Annotated in this window: 14 protein-coding genes and 1 pseudogene; 7 read left to right on the top strand and 8 right to left on the bottom strand. The window is 60.4% G+C overall.

Annotated elements, in window-relative coordinates; translation table 11 throughout:
- Window positions 1-21: 21 nt before the first annotated feature.
- A complete protein-coding gene (locus ACSSVG_RS20160) occupies window positions 22-510 on the bottom strand; it encodes a DedA family protein (RefSeq protein WP_231338594.1) in 489 nt (162 codons plus the stop codon).
- A 79-nt stretch (window positions 511-589) separates the two neighbouring features.
- On the opposite strand from ACSSVG_RS20160, the gene ACSSVG_RS20155 reads away from it, so the two are divergent.
- Complete coding sequence (locus ACSSVG_RS20155) at window positions 590-1,567, top strand: hypothetical protein (protein WP_231338595.1); 978 nt, start codon at window positions 590-592, stop codon at window positions 1,565-1,567.
- On the opposite strand, the gene ACSSVG_RS20150 is transcribed toward ACSSVG_RS20155, so the two are convergent.
- Window positions 1,564-3,081, bottom strand: coding sequence for an FAD-dependent oxidoreductase (locus ACSSVG_RS20150; protein ID WP_231338596.1), 1,518 nt, complete (start codon window positions 3,079-3,081; stop codon window positions 1,564-1,566). The two genes, ACSSVG_RS20155 and ACSSVG_RS20150, sit on opposite strands and share 4 nt — an antisense overlap.
- 67 nt (window positions 3,082-3,148) lie before the next feature.
- Complete coding sequence (locus ACSSVG_RS20145; protein ID WP_231338597.1) at window positions 3,149-3,640, bottom strand: DNA alkylation repair protein; 492 nt, start codon at window positions 3,638-3,640, stop codon at window positions 3,149-3,151.
- A 60-nt stretch (window positions 3,641-3,700) separates the two neighbouring features.
- Between ACSSVG_RS20145 and ACSSVG_RS20140 the strand changes: the two genes are divergently transcribed.
- Window positions 3,701-4,789 carry a PDDEXK nuclease domain-containing protein gene (locus ACSSVG_RS20140; RefSeq protein ID WP_231338598.1) on the top strand — a complete coding sequence of 363 codons (1,089 nt, stop codon included), beginning with the start codon at window positions 3,701-3,703 and terminating at the stop codon, window positions 4,787-4,789.
- 11 nt (window positions 4,790-4,800) lie between these two features.
- Here ACSSVG_RS20140 and ACSSVG_RS20135 read toward each other — a convergent pair whose 3' ends face one another.
- On the bottom strand, window positions 4,801-5,775 hold the full coding sequence (locus ACSSVG_RS20135; RefSeq protein WP_492415971.1) for a dienelactone hydrolase family protein: 975 nt from the start codon (window positions 5,773-5,775) through the stop codon (window positions 4,801-4,803).
- A gap of 145 nt (window positions 5,776-5,920) precedes the next feature.
- Between ACSSVG_RS20135 and ACSSVG_RS20130 the strand changes: the two genes are divergently transcribed.
- Both ACSSVG_RS20130 and ACSSVG_RS20125 read left to right on the top strand, forming a co-directional pair.
- The gene (locus tag ACSSVG_RS20130; RefSeq protein ID WP_231338600.1) at window positions 5,921-7,288 is read left to right on the top strand and encodes an HNH endonuclease; all 1,368 of its coding nucleotides are present in this window, start codon (window positions 5,921-5,923) and stop codon (window positions 7,286-7,288) included.
- A gap of 322 nt (window positions 7,289-7,610) precedes the next feature.
- A complete protein-coding gene (locus ACSSVG_RS20125) occupies window positions 7,611-8,450 on the top strand; it encodes a DUF2971 domain-containing protein (protein ID WP_231338601.1) in 840 nt (279 codons plus the stop codon).
- Between the two features lie 42 nt (window positions 8,451-8,492).
- Here ACSSVG_RS20125 and ACSSVG_RS20120 read toward each other — a convergent pair whose 3' ends face one another.
- Window positions 8,493-9,479 (bottom strand): hypothetical protein, encoded by a 987-nt coding sequence (locus ACSSVG_RS20120; RefSeq protein ID WP_231338602.1) that lies wholly within the window; start codon window positions 9,477-9,479, stop codon window positions 8,493-8,495.
- A 931-nt stretch (window positions 9,480-10,410) separates the two neighbouring features.
- On the bottom strand, window positions 10,411-10,545 hold the full coding sequence (locus ACSSVG_RS20115) for a hypothetical protein (protein ID WP_269215551.1): 135 nt from the start codon (window positions 10,543-10,545) through the stop codon (window positions 10,411-10,413).
- A 245-nt stretch (window positions 10,546-10,790) separates the two neighbouring features.
- Here ACSSVG_RS20115 and ACSSVG_RS20110 point away from each other — a divergent pair, with 245 nt between their 5' ends.
- Both ACSSVG_RS20110 and ACSSVG_RS20105 read left to right on the top strand, forming a co-directional pair.
- Window positions 10,791-13,616 (top strand): NACHT domain-containing protein, encoded by a 2,826-nt coding sequence (locus tag ACSSVG_RS20110; RefSeq protein WP_231338603.1) that lies wholly within the window; start codon window positions 10,791-10,793, stop codon window positions 13,614-13,616.
- A gap of 893 nt (window positions 13,617-14,509) precedes the next feature.
- Window positions 14,510-15,565 (top strand): hypothetical protein, encoded by a 1,056-nt coding sequence (locus ACSSVG_RS20105; protein WP_231338604.1) that lies wholly within the window; start codon window positions 14,510-14,512, stop codon window positions 15,563-15,565.
- 504 nt (window positions 15,566-16,069) lie between these two features.
- Here ACSSVG_RS20105 and ACSSVG_RS20100 read toward each other — a convergent pair.
- Both ACSSVG_RS20100 and ACSSVG_RS20095 read right to left on the bottom strand, forming a co-directional pair.
- Complete coding sequence (locus ACSSVG_RS20100; RefSeq protein ID WP_492419287.1) at window positions 16,070-16,438, bottom strand: putative endonuclease domain-containing protein; 369 nt, start codon at window positions 16,436-16,438, stop codon at window positions 16,070-16,072.
- Window positions 16,439-16,522: 84 nt separating this feature from the next.
- A pseudogene (locus ACSSVG_RS20095) lies at window positions 16,523-17,623 on the bottom strand (zinc-ribbon domain-containing protein); the annotation flags it as partial.
- Between the two features lie 756 nt (window positions 17,624-18,379).
- Here ACSSVG_RS20095 and ACSSVG_RS20090 point away from each other — a divergent pair.
- Entirely contained in the window at window positions 18,380-19,159 is a 780-nt protein-coding gene (locus ACSSVG_RS20090; protein WP_231338606.1) for a metallophosphoesterase, read from the top strand.
- The last annotated feature ends 66 nt before the right edge of the window (window positions 19,160-19,225 follow it).

Here is a 19,225-nt window from a genome sequence, read left to right as displayed (position 1 = left end):
TCGCCGATCCAGCAGTAGAACTCAGACCACTGTATCCGCTGATTTGGCCGCGGAACGACGCCTGCGAGCCACCACCACCCAGGCAATGACGGCAGCCAGCGCCACAACTCCCACCCCAGCCCCAACGGGCGACGCCGCTGCGACCGCCAGCCATGCCTCCAGGGCGGCAAGTCCGATGGTCGCGTAAAGAAACGCCCACATGACAGACCCGGCGATGGCGGCCGGCAGGTAGCGTCGCAGCGGCATTCGAGCCGCACCGGCCGCAAGATTAATGGCCGTCTGGAGGCCGATGGTCAGGAAGGAAAGCACGACGGCGTACGGACCCCATCGCTTGATCAGGGCTTGGGCACGGGCTACTTTGGGACGCTCCAAGGACTTCCCAAAACGGGTGTGGGCGAACCCGGCCACGGCGCCCCGGCCAATCCAGTACGTAACATTGACGCGGATCATGACAATCGCGAAGAGCGCCGCGAGGGCGACACCGAAGGGCAAGCTCATGATCTGATCCACCCGACTTAGGCTACCCTAAGCATCGCCGGAACGCGGATTCGGTCGCAGGGGCCGCCACGATGAACCCTAGGATGAGTTCATGGACCTCCGCGACGCCGCCCAGGAGTTGTACGCCGTAGTGCCCCGTGACTTCACAGCTGAGCGAACTGCCTTGGTCCGCAAAGCCAAGGACGACGGCGCTAAGGACCTTGCGAAAGAGATCGGCAGCCTCCCCAAGCCTGCCGCCGGCGCCTGGGCCATCAACATGCTGGCCGTTCACAAACCTGAGGTGATTGACGGCGTCGTACGTTTTGGCGTTTCCCTCCGAAACGCCCAAGAGGAGGGCGACGCGGAGTCCTTTCGCGAGCTGGGTCAGCAGCGGCAAGGACATCTGGCCGCGGCAGTACATGCAGCAAAAGACCTCGCCGGCGAACTGGGTGCACCGTTGAGTGCCGCCGCAGTTACCGATATGGAGCAGACCCTGAGGGCGGCGATGGCTGATGCCGGCGCCGCCGCCGCCGTTGCGACGGGCCGGCTGGTACGCGGCCTGAGCGGCAGCGGCTTCGAGTCCGTGGACCTCACCGGTGCGGTTGCTGCGGTTGGCCCCGGGGACCAGGCTGCGCCCGGACAAGAGAACACGGCGAAGCCGGTGGCCAGGAGCGACGCCAGGAATGCTGGTACTAAGGCCTCACAATCGCCGTCCAAAGAAACGCCTGGGGCAGAGAAGGCACCGCAAGAGCAGGCGACATCCCTGGCGGATCGCCGCGCAGCCAAACAACAGGCAGCGCTGAAGGAAGCACGGAGCGAATTCGAAGACGCCAACAAAGAAGCTCGGATTGCCGAAGAAGCTGCGTCCGAAGCGTGGGACCTTGTCAATGAGCTGTCAGCCCGCAGAACAAGCCTCAAATCCGACATCGAAGAGGCCAGGAAACGCCTGGCCTCCTTGGAAGCGGAACTGATTGGACTCACCAGGGACGCCGATGCCGCGGAATCAAAGAAGAAACTCACAGTCCGGGAAGCCACGCAAAAACGCCGGACCGCGGACCAGGCCCAGCGTCGCGTCGCTCGACTCAGCTAGTCCTTTTTCCTGCCGTCTGAATTTTTTCCGACGGAGGTCTGCAGGTGATGCGTTGCTGGCCCTTCGAGGTACTTGCCCTCGGGCGTGAAACGAGAGCCATGCAAGGGACAATCCCAGGACTTCTCCGCGTCGTTCCAGCTCAGCAGGCCACCCAAGTGTGCGCAACTGGCGGATACCAGGCAGACCTTGCCCTCCACAGTGGACACGGCCGCTGGTTCACCGTTGTAGAGGCCGACGACGCCAGTCCCCTCCGGCGGGCGGGTCTCGTCGGTGATTTCGGGGTTCTTCCGGGCACTGGCCCTGTCCTCGATCATCCGGCGGGCAATGTCTGCGTTGTGGCGGATGGCCTCCGCCGCGCCCTTGGGCGAGGTGACGCGATGATGAATGACGGTGGCCCAATCGGACTGGCCACCCAGGATGTCCGAGGTGATGGAAAGGGCGGCCGCCACCCCGTTGCTCATCCCCCACTTGTTGAAGCCGGTACCAAAGAAGATCCGGCCGTGTCCCCGCGGCAGCTTCCCGAAGAACGGCACAAGGTTGGTCGCTTGGTAGTCCTGCGCCGACCACGTGTGGGTGACCTCCGCGCCCGGGTAGTGCTTGTTGGCCCATCCCAGCAACTCGTCAAGATGTGACTGCGTCGACGCAGCCCGGCCGCCCGGATGTCCATAACCGCCCACCAAGAGCAATTCGCCGTCAGCGGTGGGCTGTGTCCGCTGGGACCGGGTGGGCGCGTCGATGGACAGGTACATACTTTGTGGAATGTCGCCCGGCACCCGCAGGGCCGCTGCATAGGAACGGTGCGGTTCGAGCTTGGCGAAGTACAGGCCACGGTCCAGGATCGGCGTCCCGGTGGCGAGCACTACGGTGTCGGCAGTGAAGCTGCCCCTGCGGGTGGTCACGTCCAGGGGCAGCCCTGATCCCACATCCTGGACCTGGACACCCTCAACAATGAGCCCGCCATGCGCCCGGATATCCTTCGCGAGGGTCGCCAGCACGTCCATGGGGTGAATTTGTGCCTGGCCTTCCAATTCCAACGCTTCCACTACGGGAAACGGCAACCCCGCGTCACGGCTGAAATGGACGTCAAGACCGGCGTCCCGCGAAACCGCAGCTTCCTTGCGGAGCCGCTGCCCGCCGTCGTCGGTGGTTGCAAAGGTGACCGCGGTCCGGCGCTGGAATGGGACGCCTTGCTGTTCCATGTACTGCGCGAGCCAGGCCTGTCCGGACTTGTTGGCCTCTACGTAGGCCCGGACCACTTTAAGGGAGTACTGGCTGCGTAGGGCGGAGAGCACACCACCTTGCAGGAGGCTTAGCTTGCCGGTGGTGTTTCCCGTTGTGACGGCGCCGAGTGTCCTGGCCTCGAAGACCATCACGCGCTGGCCGGACCGGGATAAGAGCAGCGCTGTGACCATTCCCGTGAGGCCTGCGCCCACCACGATCGTGTCGAAATGCTTTTCGTCAGGAATTTCGTCGGAGGTGAAAGGCGATTCGCGATCCAACCACAGCGATTTCATCAAACAACCTGCCTCTCAAGTCACTGGCATGTGTTGAGGGAAACGCTAGGCCGGTCATTGGTGCTTATCAAGGGGTGGGGCCGCCTGTGGCGAGGGCCGCGGCATGGCGCAATTCAGGGTCCGTGCCGGTCGCCCAACGATCCAGAACGCGCTCAGCGCGGTCTTTCGCCGGCCCTTCGAGTCGGGCCAGCAATGGCCTGACAACGTCTTTGGCCAGCGGATCCACCAGTTCCCGCGTCCCGGCGTCCCTGATGAAACCTTCGATGCGGGTGAGGTCCGTGTTGACGAGGAGCGACACTTTGCTTTGCAACAGAACCACCGCTGCGAGACGCCTTTCGAAGACCGGCTCCTCCCAAAGTTCCGAGCTCAAGGCGGTGATGTCGTCATGGTTGAGGTTCTTGTACCGCTTCAGCGTATCCCGGATTGTTCCGCGAACTGCGCCCACAGACGCGCCATATACCTTCAAGGCTTCGCCTAGGCGTTCACTGGCCTCATCGGCCTTTTCCCATGACGACTCACGCTGCAGCGTGTAGTCCACAAATTCGGCGGCTTCACTCACCCACCTATTTTGTCAGTGCCTCCCCATAGCGTGATGCCAACAGTAAACGACAGGAGCACCATGCCGTCCCAAGAGCTCGCTACCGAGGCATCCTTCCCGGGTGTCCCTGCTGCTTCGTCCATGCCCGATTGGTACCCCACCTTGCTCCATACCGTGGCCCAGGAAGTACGCGTTGGCAGGACCCGGGCGCTGGCAGCCGCCAATAGCGAGTTGTTGAACTCCTACTGGAGCATCGGCCGGAAATTGGCGGAGCGGGAATCCGAGCAGGGTTGGGGCGCCAAGGTTGTGACACGGTTGTCTGCCGACATCCGGACACGGTTCCCGGAGGCAAAGGGCTTCTCCCCCAGGAACCTCCGTTACATGAAGAGCTTCGCGCAGGCCTGGCCGGACTTCCCAATGTTGCAAGCGCCGCTTGCAACATTGCCCTGGTACCACCAGATCGCCCTTCTGGAGAAACTCGACGACGCCGCCACGCGGCTTTGGTACGCGGCGGCGGCGGCTCAGCACGGCTGGTCCCGCAACGTCCTGACACATCAGATCTCAACCCGGTTGCACGAGCGTTCCGGCCAAGCGATCACCAACTTCAAGTCCACCATGGTGCCCGCTGACTCCGACCTGGCGCAGCAGGCCACCAAGGATCCCTACGTTTTTGATTTCCTGGCCATGAGTGACCGGCACAATGAGCGGGACCTGGAGCTGCAGTTGGTGAAGCACGTGGAGAAATTCCTGTTGGAGCTGGGACAGGGCTTCGCCTTTGTTGGAGAACAAGTGCGGCTCGAAATAGCCGGCGACGAGTTCTTTGCGGATCTACTCTTCTACCATTTGAAGCTGCGCTGCTACATGGTGATCGAACTCAAGGCCGTGAAGTTCGAACCCGGATTCCTCGGACAGCTTGGAATGTACATGGCAGCCGTGGACGATCTCATGGCGCACCCTGACGACAAGCCGACCATCGGTTTGCTGCTCTGCAAGGAGAAGAACAGCGTGGTGGCCGAATACGCATTGCGCGGTTTCAACGCGCCCGTGGGCATCGCTGAGTGGCGCACGTCCGTTGCCGACTCGTTGCCTGATGAATTGGTAGCGAGCCTGCCGAGCATCGAGACGTTGGAAGCCGAGCTGGCAAGTGAGGCTGCTCGGCTGAACGGGTGACGCCTGGCTGTTTAGACGTTGTCCTTGAACCACGTCAGGGTGTCGTTCCATGCCGCCGTCGCCTGGGCCTCGACGTAGCGTTCACCGGTGTCGTTGTGGAACGCGTGGTCCACGCCCGGGTAGACCTTGAGCTCATGCTTGACCGTTGATGCGTCCAAGGCTTCCTGGAATTGGGGCATCGCGCCAGTGATGCGTGCGTCATTCTCCGCATAGACACCCAACACAGCCGGCTTGATAGTGGGCACCTTGACCAGGTCCGGCGCTGGACCGTAGAAGGCAGATGTTGCTTTGAGCCCACTGATTTCCGTAGATGCCTGCCACGTGATGCCGCCGCCGAAGCAGAAGCCGATCATGGCGATGCGGCCCTGCTCCACGAAATCCTGGCCGTTAAGGTAGTCGAAGGCCGCTTTGAAGTCGGAGACGTGGCGTGCCGCACCAGCTTGGGTCAGCGCCCCTGGAACGGCGTCCGGATCCATCGACGCCGTACCGCCTTCCCGGCTCAGCAGATCCAGCGCCAGTGCTGCATAGCCTTCTTTGGCGAAGCGGCGGGCAACATCCTGGATATGCGGCGTAAGGCCTCGATTCTCGTGACAGATCAGAACCCCGGGGCCTTCTTGGCCTCCGTCGGGCCGGGCCAGATACCCGCTGATTTCTGTCCCGCCGGAGTCGAATTTCACCGTGGCCGTCGTGAGTCCGGCTGCACCCTCCGGAACCGACAACGGGCTCTTGGCGTTGGGAACCGCGGTGGTGGGGCCTGCCGCTGATGTGGCCGACGACGTGGGCGATGGCGTTGGCATTGGGTCCGTGGTCCGCGGAACCTCGTCCGGCGTGCAGCCCACAAGGGCCATGGCCGCCGCAGCCGCGGTCATGCTTCCCATGATGAATGCCACCCGCCTGGTGAATGTCTTGTGCGACATCTCGCCCGACCGGTAGTCGTCGTAGAACTCTTCAATCAAGTACTTTTCGAACTTCTCAAGCTGCACCATGCTGAACCTTCCGAAGATGGCATTTATCCTCCCCTGATGTCTAGACGCGGGCAAGGGCGGGACGGTTCACTGCCCTCGAAAGCCGCATGGCCGGGCCGGTTGACGAACAGCTAATAATGTCGGAGCCGTCTGGGAGAGCAAGGACATGGAGCAGGTTCGGGAAAGGCAGGCAGGCGCTGAGGTGTCGGCTGCGCTGGTTCGTGTTACTGCTCAAGGTCAGGCGCCGGACGTTGACGCTCTGCCTCAGACCCGCACGGTAAGCCGTGATCTGATCAATCAATTGCGCGCTCTAGAAGACATGAAATCGGCCATCACCGGCTTGCAGGCGAGGATCGCGGTGGCGTTGGATCTGGCACAACGGCAAGAGCAGGCCGAGGCTGGCGTGCCCGTGTCCGAGCGGGGTAAGGGTGTTGGGGCGCAGGTGGCGTTGGCTCGGCGGGAGTCCCCGAATCGTGGCTCCCGGTTGTTGGGGTTGGCGAAGGCGTTGGTGGTGGAGATGCCGAGGACTCTGGCGGCGCTGGAGTCAGGGGAGTTGAATGAGTGGCGGGCTACGCTGCTGGTCAGGGAAACGGCGTGCTTGTCTGTGGAGGACAGGTGCGCGGTGGATGAGGAACTCGCCGCGGACACCGGAACTTTCGACGGCGCTGGGGATCAAGCGATCATTGCCGCGGCGAAAGCGGCCGCGTACCGGCGTGATCCGCGGTCGGTGGTGAAGCGTGCCTCCCACGCTTTCACCGAGCGGACCGTGAGTCTTCGTCCGGCGCCGGACACCATGACGTACCTGACCGCGTTGCTGCCGGTCGCGCAAGGGGTCGCGGTCTATGCCGCGCTCACGCGTCGGGCTGATTCTGCCCGTGCGGCCGGTGATCCCCGGAACCGGGGCCAGGTCATGGCCGACACCCTCGTCGAGCGCATCACCGGTACGCCGGGCGGGATCTCAGGGATCAACCTGGACCTCGTCATGACCGACCGAACCCTCTTCCAGGGCGATGCCGAACCCGCACGCGTGAAGGGCTACGGAATCGTCCCAGCAGGGTGGGCCCGGAAACTGGTCGGTGCAGGCGGTGCAGGCAGGGAGATTCCAGTCGTCCAGGATCCCTCGGCTGGCAGCGACTCCGGTCCTCCGCGGGATCCTGAGTTCCAGGTCTGGGTCCGCCGGCTCTACACTGCACCGGCCACAGGAGATCTCCTGACAACGGATTCCAAAGCCAGGCTCTTTCCACCGCGGCTCAGACGCTTCATTGAAACCCGCGATGACACCTGCCGCACACCCTACTGCGACGCGCCCATCAGGCACATCGACCACATCGTGCCCTGGCACGCCGGCGGCACCACCACCCTGAGCAACGGTGCCGGACTCTGCGAAGCCTGCAACCACACCAAAGAAAACCCGGGCTGGAGCGCCAACACCAGGCCCGGGGAAAGACACACCCTGGAAATACGCACGCCCACCGGACACAGCTACCGTTCCCAAGCGCCTCCGTTGCCTGGGCATCGGCCCTCCAGAACGTAATTACCGCCGTTCAAACCTGCCCACAGCGGCATCCGGTTCGTCGCAATGCAAGCTACCGGCACAGGACGATACTTTGTTCGTGGCTGTCCAGGCTCAAGATGTTCAGACACAAGAAAGGCGGACAGCGATTACTCGCCGTCCGCCTTTCCAAAGAGGTAATGACTGTGAGATGCCAAGCTAGTTGGCCAGTGGCCAACTATTTGTCCCCTGTGTTTCCGGGAATTTGCGTCTACGTGCAAGGGGCCCGATGTGCCAACTTAGTTGTCATCGTTTCGGAGGCCACATGCCAGCACCGCATCGCTTGGGAGCGGACAATGGGCACATGTCTTCCGCACCTGAAGTTCTTTACCACTACACATCAGCCGCAGGCCTTCTCGGGATTCTTAGCTCCAGTTCATTGTGGATCTCGAATGCACTGTTCATGAACGATGCTGAGGAGCTTATTCACGCTTCCCAAGCGGTTTCCACTGCCATGAACGCCAGGGCGGACGAACTAAGAGCTCGCTTAGCCAGAAACGAACCTGAGTTCCCAAATCGACCACTGCTTGCCGTATTCGAAGACATGATCGGCCAGTTAGAGGACCTGCACGACCGGGGGCCGTCCTGGGGTGATGTTTATCTTGCGTGTTTCTGTGAGGACGGCGATCTACTCAGCCAGTGGCGTGGCTACGCCGGATCGGGCGGGTACGCCCTTGGCCTTGATCCATTGAAACTACAGCTTAGTGACCCGACGGCCTATATGGGCTCCAGCCTGGCCCGAGTTAGGTATGGATTGCCCGAGGCCATTGACGACGTTACAAGCCTAGTAGAGAGCATCGATCCAGGCTCTGGGAATCATCCCGGGTCATTGGCTGCCCATGAATTCCTTACGGTCGTACGGCTCCTTGCTCAGGTCAAGAACCCAGGCTTCCGCGAAGAGCGTGAGTGGCGGTTGGTCAACATCTCCGATGACAGCAGAGATCTGCATTTCCGGGAGGGCTATTCCGCGCTCATACCCTACAAGACTCATCCATTTCCTTCGGACGCCATCCTGAGCATCACCATAGGGCCGGGAGGAAACAGGCCCTTGAGGGAACGCTCAGTGCGTCAAATGGTCGAGAAGTTCTATCCAGACAGAAGGTGGGACATAAAGGTCACCGCGTCACAGGTCCCTCTACGCTAGAAGTCGCATCGATGCCAGTGGCTGCGCTAAGAGCGGCTGATCTTACGACTTCTTACGCAGGACTCTGAAAAGCCCGCCTCTTGTCGCCGGAGCCAATACCCACGCTGTTAAAGTCTCGGCCAGATCCCTGAGAGTTACGTCCACAAGGCCCTCCAGGACGTCCCTGTCACGGCCGGAGTAGGCCCTAATCATGGAGTCGAAAGTCCAGTCACCCTCGACGCGGTCCTTCAAATCAGCGAAACCCAAGTGAACGAGGCCGTTCCTGAGTTGCCGGTACCTGCGTTCGGCTAGCATCTCCGCTGCGAACGGCGCTTCAAGGGCGGTGGTCAGGTATTGCCTGGCAATGGGACCCAAGGCAACTGTCGAAGCATTGAGGGAGTCGAGGGACTTGAGGATTTGGTAGAGCAGGACGAATCTGTGTTTGAGGGCGGCCGACTCACAGTCTGTGCAGCAGCGCGTGCGGGCATATTGCTCCGTTATCACGCAGGTACCTTGGATCGTGATGAGAGCGGCGGACATCGCAGGGTCAAACTCCCCTGCAAGGATATTTGGGAAGCACTTCTTTGACTTGCCATCCCACCATGAAATCTCTGGGCCGTTCAGAATATTGGAGTGTTGATGTATTTCCTCAGCTCCGACGAATCTGCTTGCCATGTTTCCAATGCCTCTGGCGAGCAGGAAAGCCTGTTCACCCGCCGACTCCCAGGATGCTACGTGGTCGGCGGTCATCCCCATCAGGTAGTGACCGCCTATGTTGGTTAGCAGTGGCACGCGTCCTTGAGTAGCTACGGCAAGGTCATCGCGCAGTAAGTCCAACCACGGCGCTCTTCTGTCTCGTGGGAAAAACGTGCCGTGATTCGACTCGATCAAGTCCTCGAAGTGTCCTGCGACTCCCTGGATGAGCCTTCGGTTGTCCTCAAAGAACTTCCCGCTGGTCCGGGAGGCTGCAGCCACATCGTCATCCCACGTGACCGCCAGATTCCACCCTTCAGTCCGCTCGAAGTGTGTTTTGGCCTCGTACGCCACCATCGCCCCATATTGGACAAAGGGCCACTGTCGGATTGATCCCTTGCCCTGAGCCGAATCCAACAGGACGGACGAAACGTAGGAAAGGTCCGCCTTGGCTATTGATAGGGCCAGCTGCTCGTAATCCGCTGCTTGCGAATCCAGTTCAAGCCCCTGATTCCTTACTGGCAACTCGCTCCCTCAATCACGCCATCCGCTTCGTTTGCCATGGGATCTCTCGCAGGGTGAGTTAGTCGGCCCTCAGAATGATTGGCACTTCAGGACAACATTACCCATAAGCATCGTTGGGCCCGAAGAAACTCCCTTATCGGCGGGCTCTCCCGCTCGCAATCTCATCCCATACGGAGTCTGGCTTGCTCTCGGTCGGGCACAGCGCTGACGCGGTTGATGTCTACTGGACTTTGGGCGTTGAGATCATCGACATGTGGGAGGCGTGAGTGCCCATTCCGCAGCGCGGAAATCTTCTAGCGCCAGTCGGACGAGGACCCAGTGCCTGACCGCCCTCCGTTGCGCTATACCTGCGGGGCCTCGCGGCCAGCCGACGGAACCCACAGGACCTGCATGGTCGCCGACTACGGCTCCGAGAACGACCGCTCCTTCCTCGTCACCGATGGCCGTCGCGAGTACCTCGTAGATGGTGTCAGCAGAACCTGAGATGCTGACAGCGAATTTATTTTGATGCTAGAGCCAGGTGGGCTTAGCGTTGAACTGGAAGCCCACCGATCCCCCATCGGCGGGCTTCCTTAGCGTTGCGGCCGTAGCTCTCCTAGGCATGGTCCCAGCGCGTAATACAAGCCACTGTCCCTCCGGCGTGCACATAATTGGAGCGTCGGACAAAGTTCGGCATCGGCAATGGGGAAGCATGAAGAAAACGCTGATGATCGGGGCACTCGTTGCCGTTCTCGGACTGGTATCGGCAATCCTGGCTTCGAAGTTAAGTCGATCCCTTTGTCTGCCCCCCCGGATTGGTCAGCTGGGCATCGGTGAATCCCCAGGCCCGCATCCAGTCCCGGGCGTTCAGCTCCGGGTCCTGCCACGTTGCGACCTGCCGTGGTGTGGGTCCGGTCATCAACGACCTCCTTGCTTGGGGACTCGCTGCCGCAGGTATGCGTCTGCGCGGCAGGTAATGCAGGCAAATAGCACAGCACGAATCAAAGGCTTTGCCTAGATGGACCCGCCGACAACGCGCCAAAAGAGCCTGATGAGCTGGCGCGTTGAGACGTCGCGGTCGATCTTTGGCCGCATAGACTTGCTGGGTCGCTTGGACAAGTCTGCGACGACGTCGGAAAGTGGCAACGAATCGAGAGGGGCCTCGTGGCGGACGACTATCCGTTGGAAAACCTCAGCGACCGAGCCTTCGAGCAACTGACCGTTGCGTTGTCTCTGAAGGTTCTTGGTGCCGGCGTTCAGGCCTTCGGGGCCGGCAAGGACGGCGGGCGTGAGGCAACGTACAACGGGCCGGTGAATTGGTCGGCGACCACGGACATGGGGTCCGATTCATGGAACGGCTACGTGGTCATACAGGCCAAACAGAAAGTCTTCTCGGATGCGGATCCAATGAAGAACGCGGCCTGGCTGCGCGGCCAAATCAAGGACGAGCTGGACAGGTGGGAGCATCCGGACAGCAAGCGCGGAAAGATTCCTGAGTATCTGATATTTGTCACCAACGTTCGGCTTTCCAGCGTCCCCGTCAGTGGAGGCATCGACAAGCTCGACAAGTACATTTCCGAGCGAACAGCTAAGTCGTTGGGTGAGCAAGGCTTCAAAGGGTGGAAGATCTGGCATCGAGATCAGATCAATGGGCTCCTGACGGTTCACGGCTCCATAAGGCATGCCTTTCCCGCCATGCTCACCGTAGGCGACGTGCTTGAACGCCTGGGCAGTCTTTCGGCGAGACTGCCCAAGATTGATGAACTGCGGGAAGTTCTTGTCGACCATGCCAGAACAGCCCTCGCTGGAGAGCGCTGGGTGAACTTTTCTGAGGCCGGAGGTGAAAGCCGCGACTCGGTCGAGAACGTCATCATTGACCTGCCCGCCCAGATGCAGGAGGGCGCACACGGATTTGCGCTCCGGACGCTGTTGCAACAAGGCGAGTACGTACTCCGCGAATCCATGCAGGACAAGCACCGTCCGCGGCACGTCGTGCTGACTGGAGCCCCGGGAAACGGGAAAAGCACACTCAGTAAATTCCTCGTCCAGGTCTACAGGGCCGCCTTCGTTGAACTGGATCCGGTTCTTCGATCAAGTCACGAAATCGTCGAAGGGACCCACAGCGCCCAACGCCGGCTGAGGCTCGAAACCCCCAAAAACAAACGCTGGCCGGTGAAAGTTAACCTCGCCGAGTTCGCAGACGCCATCGGCCCAAACGGCAGCACAACCCTCATGCGTTGGATCAGCGAGCTAGTCACCAAGCGCTCCAACTTCAATATCGATCCGGCAATGCTGGGCAGCTGGCTCCGGGTCTGGCCGTGGCTCTTGGTGCTGGACGGTTTGGATGAAGTAACCTCCCCAGAGGTACGGCGGCGGGTTCTCGACGAAATTGATCACTTTGTTGAACGCGCCGACGCCGAAGGTGCCGATCTTCTCGTTGTCGTCACAACCCGCCCCACCGGATATACCGAGCGGGTTTCTCCCCGCAACTTCGTCCAGCTGGACTTGGGATACCTGGAATCGTCCAAGGCAGTAGAGTACGGAACTGTCGTGATCAACCGGCGGCTCGCCGACGACCACGAACGCTTGGACAGCGCTCTGTCCCAGTTCAATAAGGCAGTCCTTGACCCAAATGCCGAACGGCTCCTCAAGACACCCCTTCAGGTCCTCATCCTCACCTTCATTCTAGACCGCCTTGGTTCCTTGCCGGCCGACCGTTACCACCTTTTCTGGCGCTACTACGAGACGCTGTATGACCGCGAAGCGTCCAAAGCGACCTCGCTCAGGTCCCTTTTCGCACAACACCGTGACGACATCACAGAGCTGCATGAGCGCGTCGGTATCCTGCTACAAATGCAGGCTGAGACCCTAGGGGAGGCAAAGTCCCGCATGCCGATGTCGGTGTTGCGTACCCTGGCCACGGAGCGGATGATCGAAGTTGGGCATGATGCAGGCACGGAAGCCAAGAAGATAGCCCAGCGCATCGTTCAGGCGGCAACTCATCGGCTCGTCCTCTTGGTTCCCGGAGAGGAAGATACAGTCAGCTTTGAGGTGCGCAGCCTGCAGGAGCTCATGGCTGCCCGCGCGATCAGCTCAGGATCCGATGACGATGTCCGACACCGGTTGGAGGTCACCGCCCCCAGCCCCCACTGGCGCAACACATGGGTCTTCGTCGCAGGAAAATTGTTTACCGACGGAAGCGACCACCAGCGTGACCTACTGACCAGCATCGTCTCGGCTGTGGACGAAAGCACTGCCTTCCCCAGCTGGTTGTGCCCGGTAGCACCTGAACTCGCGGCCGACATCCTCGACGACGGGCTGGCGGCAAGCAAACCCAAATGGCAGCGCCGATTCGTGGACATTAGCTTGAAAGCTCTTCAAGGCTGGGTCCCCCGTGACCCCCGCGGCCTGGCGCTGGGCCTTACTGCCGCAGCAGAAAACCAACCCCTGCGCGTTCACATACGAGGGGCGCTCAAGACCGCCTTGGCAGGTGCCCCTAAAAGCCTCGCCGTCGCCTGCATCACGATAGGTGACAGCAAAATCGGCGGCGCCGCCCCGATGCTCCCCAAATCCGTTTCAGGGTACCGGGCGATGTGGGACGGATCGCCGCCTGAGAATCACACCGGAGTCATCGGACTCGGAACCCTGCTTGCCGGCGGCACGCGGAGTGAGTTGGATCCGGAATCGGCAAAGTTGGTAGACGCATGCTTGGTCGAACTTGACCGCGTCCGGCTCTACGAAACGACCGCAATGGGTCTCTGGCCAAAGCTGCCGGAAGCCATCGAGACGTTCCCGGCAACCGCAGCCGCCCTCAAAGACGAGGAAGCGTCAACGGCCATCGAACTTCTCTGCGATCAGCTCGAACCCAACCAATGGCTGGCCCAAGCACTACTGGCTCGCATCATGTGGCCACCATTAACAAGACAACCAGTCGGTTCCCGCATCCAGATGAGCTTCCGCAATCCATGGATCGAAACACTGCACCGCTGACAACGGTGGCCCGGGTCGACAATCTAATCGGCCCAGGCGAGTATAGCTGGGTGACTGACGAGATGCCCGATATAGCGACCACTACTCCACCTGGGTCGTGGATGGAAACCACCGCGAGTGTACTTCCTGTACCTTTCAGAGCGCCCTTGCCTTACACATTGGGGGAAGCGGTCACTGAATTGGGGCACTGGGCGCGACTCGCCCGGAAAGAATCTTGGGACAATACCAAGAACCGAGACTCCTTATACGGTGACATTCACCATCTCCGAGCGATGGTCGGGCCACGTCTGAGGCATGTGATGCAGGCTCGGACCGAGGAACTTCTAGCTGCCACATCGCGCGATGAAATAGTGGACTGCGCGGGCCGGTTCTTCGATCTCTGGCAACAGCCGGAGAGTACTTCTGCAGCATTTCGGGACTTGTGCCAGGCGACGAGCGTGACTGGGGTTACAAGCTGGGACGTACGGCCGCTGTCTGACATTCTGGCATCCCAGCATGGTCCCTCAGCTGTGGGTCCATGGAGCCGATTGGAGAACGCGGCGACAGCTCTGGATGGGGAACCCCACCCGTTGCAGTTGGAAGCCTGGTTTGAGGGGGCTCCTGTCCCCGAGCCCCTCACGGCCTTTGATCGTCTTCGACTCGCAGAGCGACTAATTGTTGCGCGCCCGACGAGCGGCGAAGTGGTTGTTTGGCTTGCTTATCACCGCGCGATGGTCGCTACACGCACAGTAGCTGGCCCGATCACTTTCCTTCGTCCAGAGTGGGCCATACCCAACGCCAGGCAAAAGGACGGGCCTCCCTTTCCAGAGCGGGACGAACTCCTCACTCTTCTTCGAGAGAGCACATGGATCAAGGAGGTAGAGAAAGCAGTCAATGATCCAGAGAACGAAAGCATGCTCGTGCTCGCAAGGGTGGCGATGGGCAACCGGGAAGCGGCAGGAGCTGTTGATGACGCTGAGCGGACCATCGAAGCAGTCTTGAGCATCGCTGTCGGGGCGGGCGGTGTCTCGTGGCAAAAATCTGGAAGCTCGGCAACCCTCCTTGACGGCCGGACTGCCAGCAACTCAATGGGCGCACATCTTGGGAGTCGTCCTCACTTTGAAGATAAGTACGGAATCCGGGCCACACACTCCGTGCTTGCTGACGTCTCGGAAAGACTGAATGCTGCCATGAACGACACGCCCATGCCGGACTACCTCGTAGAAGCTCTCCTCGCACTCCGCGAGGCAGGCATGGCCAATCACCGTGACGTGCATTTCTACGGAGCACGCGCCGTCACGCCACGGTTTTCTATGGCACTCCAAGATCACGCCATGGAATTGATCGCGTCCTTCGGGTCGATTGGAGCTGCCCAGCTCGCAACTGCCTTGGAGAAAGACGAGACCGACTGGGTCTTCATGCAACGCTTGCTTACGGGAGTAATGGCACCGTTCGACGCCTCCCAGGACGGGCTAAGTGATCCTGGTGAACGTCAAGTTTTGGAACGGACCATCAGCAGATTCGACGGCGAATCGAGGGTTGTTTCTCTTCACAAGGCCGTTGACCTCCGGGAAGAGATCCTGGGCCTTCCGATGACAGCTCTGGCGAGGGCCGACCTCACAGCCGCCATGGAAGTGTTATCGAGACCTCGCAAGGAAGCACAGCTCCTCGGCTCCATCCGCGACGACGTCAGGAGGATTCGTGAACGCCATCGCCGGGTACGGAATGCAGTTAACCACGGCAATCCGCTCACGACTGCTGCTCTTGAGAGTGTCCGTGGCTTCGCGGAACGGACGTCCCGGGCTGCGTTGAACATGGCCTTGAACTCGTACGCGTCCAAGAAATCACTCCCAACTCTGATCGACGCCGGAGAGTCAGCTCGACGTGCCCAGGAACAGGGACGCACAAACGGCCAAAGCTTCATCGCTCGCAACCCCCCGGTCGACGGCACCAACAGCGGAGAAAGATAAAAATGCGGCCAGCTGCCGTGGAGGGGTGGCCGACTTCCGGAAGAAGATCCTGGGACCGGAAGGCCCGTCGCATGCCTGCAACCAGTACTAACAGCGACGAGCTCTCCCCTGCTTCGGGCTTGTTCGGACCCTGACCGACTCGAAAGTGGACTGACCATCGTCGCGAACACTTCCGACCCGGACTGGTTCGCCGAAGACCCGTCCCTGGCCAGACAACGCTGCATTACCGTCTCCCATAGCCGGCCACCACCGGCTATGGGCAACCGCACATCCCTACCCTCGGGTGAATGCGATGCTTGGTCCACCGTCCGCGTCATGCCGTCACTGCAGGAATCGAAAAGAAACTAAGGCTGGAATGACGGCGGGACGGGTGGAGTAGCGCAGGGCAAGAAAACCCTGACCAAGGACGCGGCAGAAGATTATTCCTAGGTCAAGCTGAACGCCTTCATCGAACCTCGCCGAAGCACCCTTCACCTTCAGGGTGCTTTTCGACGTGTGGCGTCACTATATGAGTTTCGCGAGCCATTCTTGGACCTCGGCTATTGTTTCCTGCGGTCGTGCAGCTGCGGAGTACACACGTATCTCGTGGTAGTTGGCGTGGTCCACTGACAGGCTTGGCAGGTCATCTTCGCGCAGTCGCACCACTAGGTGTCCGGCGGCCAGAAGATCCAGGGTTTTGCGTTCGTCGGTCAGGACTTTTGCCGGTGCTGAGTGCCAGTAGGCTCCGTCATATTCGATGACCAGGGTTCTCCCGTCCAGCTCTGCGCTGATGTCGGCGGTCCAAGATCGGCGGGTCGTGAAGAGTTCGTCACGAAGCACGCGTCCCGAGTGCACCCCTGTGAAGGCTTTCTTTGCCGCAGCCAGATGGGCCAATTCAACTTTTGACTTGCCCGCTACTTTGCACTCCGGGCATTCGGCCCCATTGGACCTACCCGGTAGAGGACTCTCCCAAATGTGTAGGGGGTTTGTTGCGCAGATCCATTTGGGCAGATAGGAGGTCTGGGCATAGGGCCGGACCTGCCACGCGGTCTGTGGATTCTCGGGACTCCATTCAGCTGCCAGTCCGGGGTCCGTCCACGCCAGTGATCCCAGAATGGTTTGGCATCTCGGGCAGCGGAGTCGTTCGAATTTGTCACGGAATCTTGGTGAGGCTTCCCACTCGTGGCCGCAGCAGTCAGCCCGCCATATCATGGGACGTTGCGAATCCCATACGACCGTCTGTGGGGTGTACTTTCCATTGAGGCTCGGGTGGAACTGCGAAGCGATTTCCGGGAGCGTGTCGGCAAGCCAGTTCTTTTGGGATTTCCGGGTTGCCGCCGCACGGCAGCTGGAGCACCCCGACACCAAGAAGGTCGTGGCCTGAAGACGCGGGTGATGGCCGGCGGGGCATTTGAAGCGACGAAGTATCCATGAGTCCTCTCCGTTGACCATGACGGTTCGTGGGTCGTCCTCATCTGCCCATGCCGCTGCGAGTTCGGGTACGTCAGCGATGGGGGTCGTCCTCCAGCGCTCGAGCTGCTGCTTCCATTGGGCTAGCGCGATTTCACTGCAGTCAGGACACGACTGACGTCCAGCAGTCATGTCCAATACTCTCTCCGGAAATGAAAGGCCGCATTCCGGGCACAACCAGTGACAGGTCCTCGTAGCGCGAAGGGTCACGGTACGGAATGTTTTTTCATCGTTTCGCTCGTGGTCCCACCATGCCAGGGCTGGATCGTCGGAGTCCACGAGCAGGTTTTTACGCGCCTTTGGGCCGGCAGGACTCGATGAACCGCCTGTGCTGGAGGCGTAGGCGGACTTCGCAGAGACCGGGTTGCTGGAGCGGACGTTGCGGCTGCATGAGCACCCCCAGCTGATGTCATCAAGACGTTCGGCAGATAGCCTTCCGCATGACCTGCAGCGTGCCACGATGGGATCGTTGCCATCATTGAAATCAACGAGGGTGGCGATCAGGTCATAGCCGTTCTTCTCAAGGTGGATGGTGATTTCCTCGACGGAGTACCCGGCATTTGGTGTAGGCGTTCCGGATGTTTCCCGGACGAATTTTGTCCACTCCATCCAATGGCATGCCCGGCATGTCTTTTCCTGCTGTGAGTTCTTTTCCAGGGTGTAGACAAACCTGTAATGGGTCTGGACTCCGCAGTCCAAACAGGTCGTCAACCGCCATTCCTGAGGTCCGGTAAAAGGTTCGTCCGCCCGGAGTCCACCCTCACGCAGAATGTCGTCTATACAGTCCGTGCACCACGCCGGCTTGCTTCTCGTCTTGAATGCGGCCGGCTTGTTGCACCGCTCTGACGAGCAAAGCTGATTGGTGGTGGTTGCGCTCATGGGTCCTCGTGTTTCGTATGCTGCGCCCGTCGTTGTGCATGGACGGGAGATATGACCATATCCGGCAACGACGGATCAGAAAAGGAACGACACAACGCAACTATCCGGTCCGGGCATTCCGGAGGTCAACGCCATCCTTGAAAAGGACGAGGTGGCGCCGTGATCTAAGTTGCCATGCCCAACTGAGTGCCGCCGATCGCCTCGATCCGACAGCACGATGACGCGCGGCTTCAGAACGCCGGACCATTGCAACCTGCCAGGGCACTGGGACTGGGACCTCTCCCTACAAAGGCAAGGGCCATCTGAGGTGATAAGAAGGAGTTCGCAGGGAGGTGGCGGAAACCGAGCGGGATGGCAGGTGATCGCGGCCCGGTTTGCTGCAAGCGTCTGTCCAGGACCCCGGCGGATTCGCCGATGCCCGGGTTGGCTACTCACCAGCGCAGAGAGCCGGAGGCTCATCAAGTCGGATCTCCGTATGCTTGACGGATGCATGACCATGATTACAGACCCATTGCCATATTCGGGGATTGGCATGGCAACGCTGGCTGGGCACTGACGTCCGTGCGGTCAGCTGCACGTGCTGGAGTACGTACTGCACTTCATGTAGGTGACTTCGGATTGGATTGGCCGGGGGCGAAACGCGGACGGTACGAATCCAAGCTGAACAAATACCTCGTAGATCTCGGAATCACGCTGATCGTGTCCGGAGGCAATCACGACAATTGGGACACGCTTGGAAAGATGGTCGTTGAGGATGATGGCTTGGCCACGCTGCGGTCACATATCCGAGTGCTTCCTAGAGGAGGACGCACCGTGGTGGAGGGTCTGGTCGTCGGTGGCTTGGGAGGTGCCTTTAGCGTGGATCTCCGCCACAGAACCGAAGGCAAAGACTGGTGGTCGAATGAAGAACCCACAGTGGAGGAAGCCGAGCGACTCGTCGCGGGCGGCCCCGTCAACCTACTCATTACCCATGACGCACCCGCAGGCGTACCGCTTGTCGGTGACTTCAAGCTGTCCCCCGAAGTTGCGGAGCGCGCCAGCCGCACCAGGATGTTGTTGAGACAAGTCGTCGATTCCCTCGCAGTTCCGCATGTTTTTTGTGGACACTGGCATCAACGACGGACTTTCGAACTGGCGCGCCCTGGTGGAGCCCTCACCCGGGTCGATGTGCTCAACATGGAGAACTCGAGGCTGGGGAATGGCGTGCTTGTATGGCCCGGGGAGCGGCCGCTTCGCATTGAACCGCTCGATATACGCGGAAACTAGCTGGGTTCGTAGAAGGAGACGGAGCAGACATTAGCTGACTACCGCAATGATGGTGGGAGCCTATTC

This window comes from Paenarthrobacter sp. E2MeOHC11, from assembly GCF_058744955.1.
This window is presented reverse-complemented; position numbering and strand designations above follow the sequence as displayed.

What these genes read in the sequence shown, in the direction of transcription:
- ACSSVG_RS20155 (WP_231338595.1), top strand. Translation starts at nt 590, where the DNA reads ATGGACCTCCGCGACGCCGCCCAGGAGTTGTACGCCGTAGTGCCCCGT.
- ACSSVG_RS20150 (WP_231338596.1), bottom strand. Translation starts at nt 3,081, where the DNA reads ATGAAATCGCTGTGGTTGGATCGCGAATCGCCTTTCACCTCCGACGAA.
- ACSSVG_RS20140 (WP_231338598.1), top strand. Translation starts at nt 3,701, where the DNA reads ATGCCGTCCCAAGAGCTCGCTACCGAGGCATCCTTCCCGGGTGTCCCT.
- ACSSVG_RS20135 (WP_492415971.1), bottom strand. Translation starts at nt 5,775, where the DNA reads ATGGTGCAGCTTGAGAAGTTCGAAAAGTACTTGATTGAAGAGTTCTAC.
- ACSSVG_RS20130 (WP_231338600.1), top strand. Translation starts at nt 5,921, where the DNA reads ATGGAGCAGGTTCGGGAAAGGCAGGCAGGCGCTGAGGTGTCGGCTGCG.
- ACSSVG_RS20125 (WP_231338601.1), top strand. Translation starts at nt 7,611, where the DNA reads ATGTCTTCCGCACCTGAAGTTCTTTACCACTACACATCAGCCGCAGGC.
- ACSSVG_RS20120 (WP_231338602.1), bottom strand. Translation starts at nt 9,479, where the DNA reads ATGGTGGCGTACGAGGCCAAAACACACTTCGAGCGGACTGAAGGGTGG.
- ACSSVG_RS20115 (WP_269215551.1), bottom strand. Translation starts at nt 10,545, where the DNA reads ATGACCGGACCCACACCACGGCAGGTCGCAACGTGGCAGGACCCGGAG.
- ACSSVG_RS20105 (WP_231338604.1), top strand. Translation starts at nt 14,510, where the DNA reads ATGCTCGTGCTCGCAAGGGTGGCGATGGGCAACCGGGAAGCGGCAGGA.
- ACSSVG_RS20090 (WP_231338606.1), top strand. Translation starts at nt 18,380, where the DNA reads ATGCATGACCATGATTACAGACCCATTGCCATATTCGGGGATTGGCAT.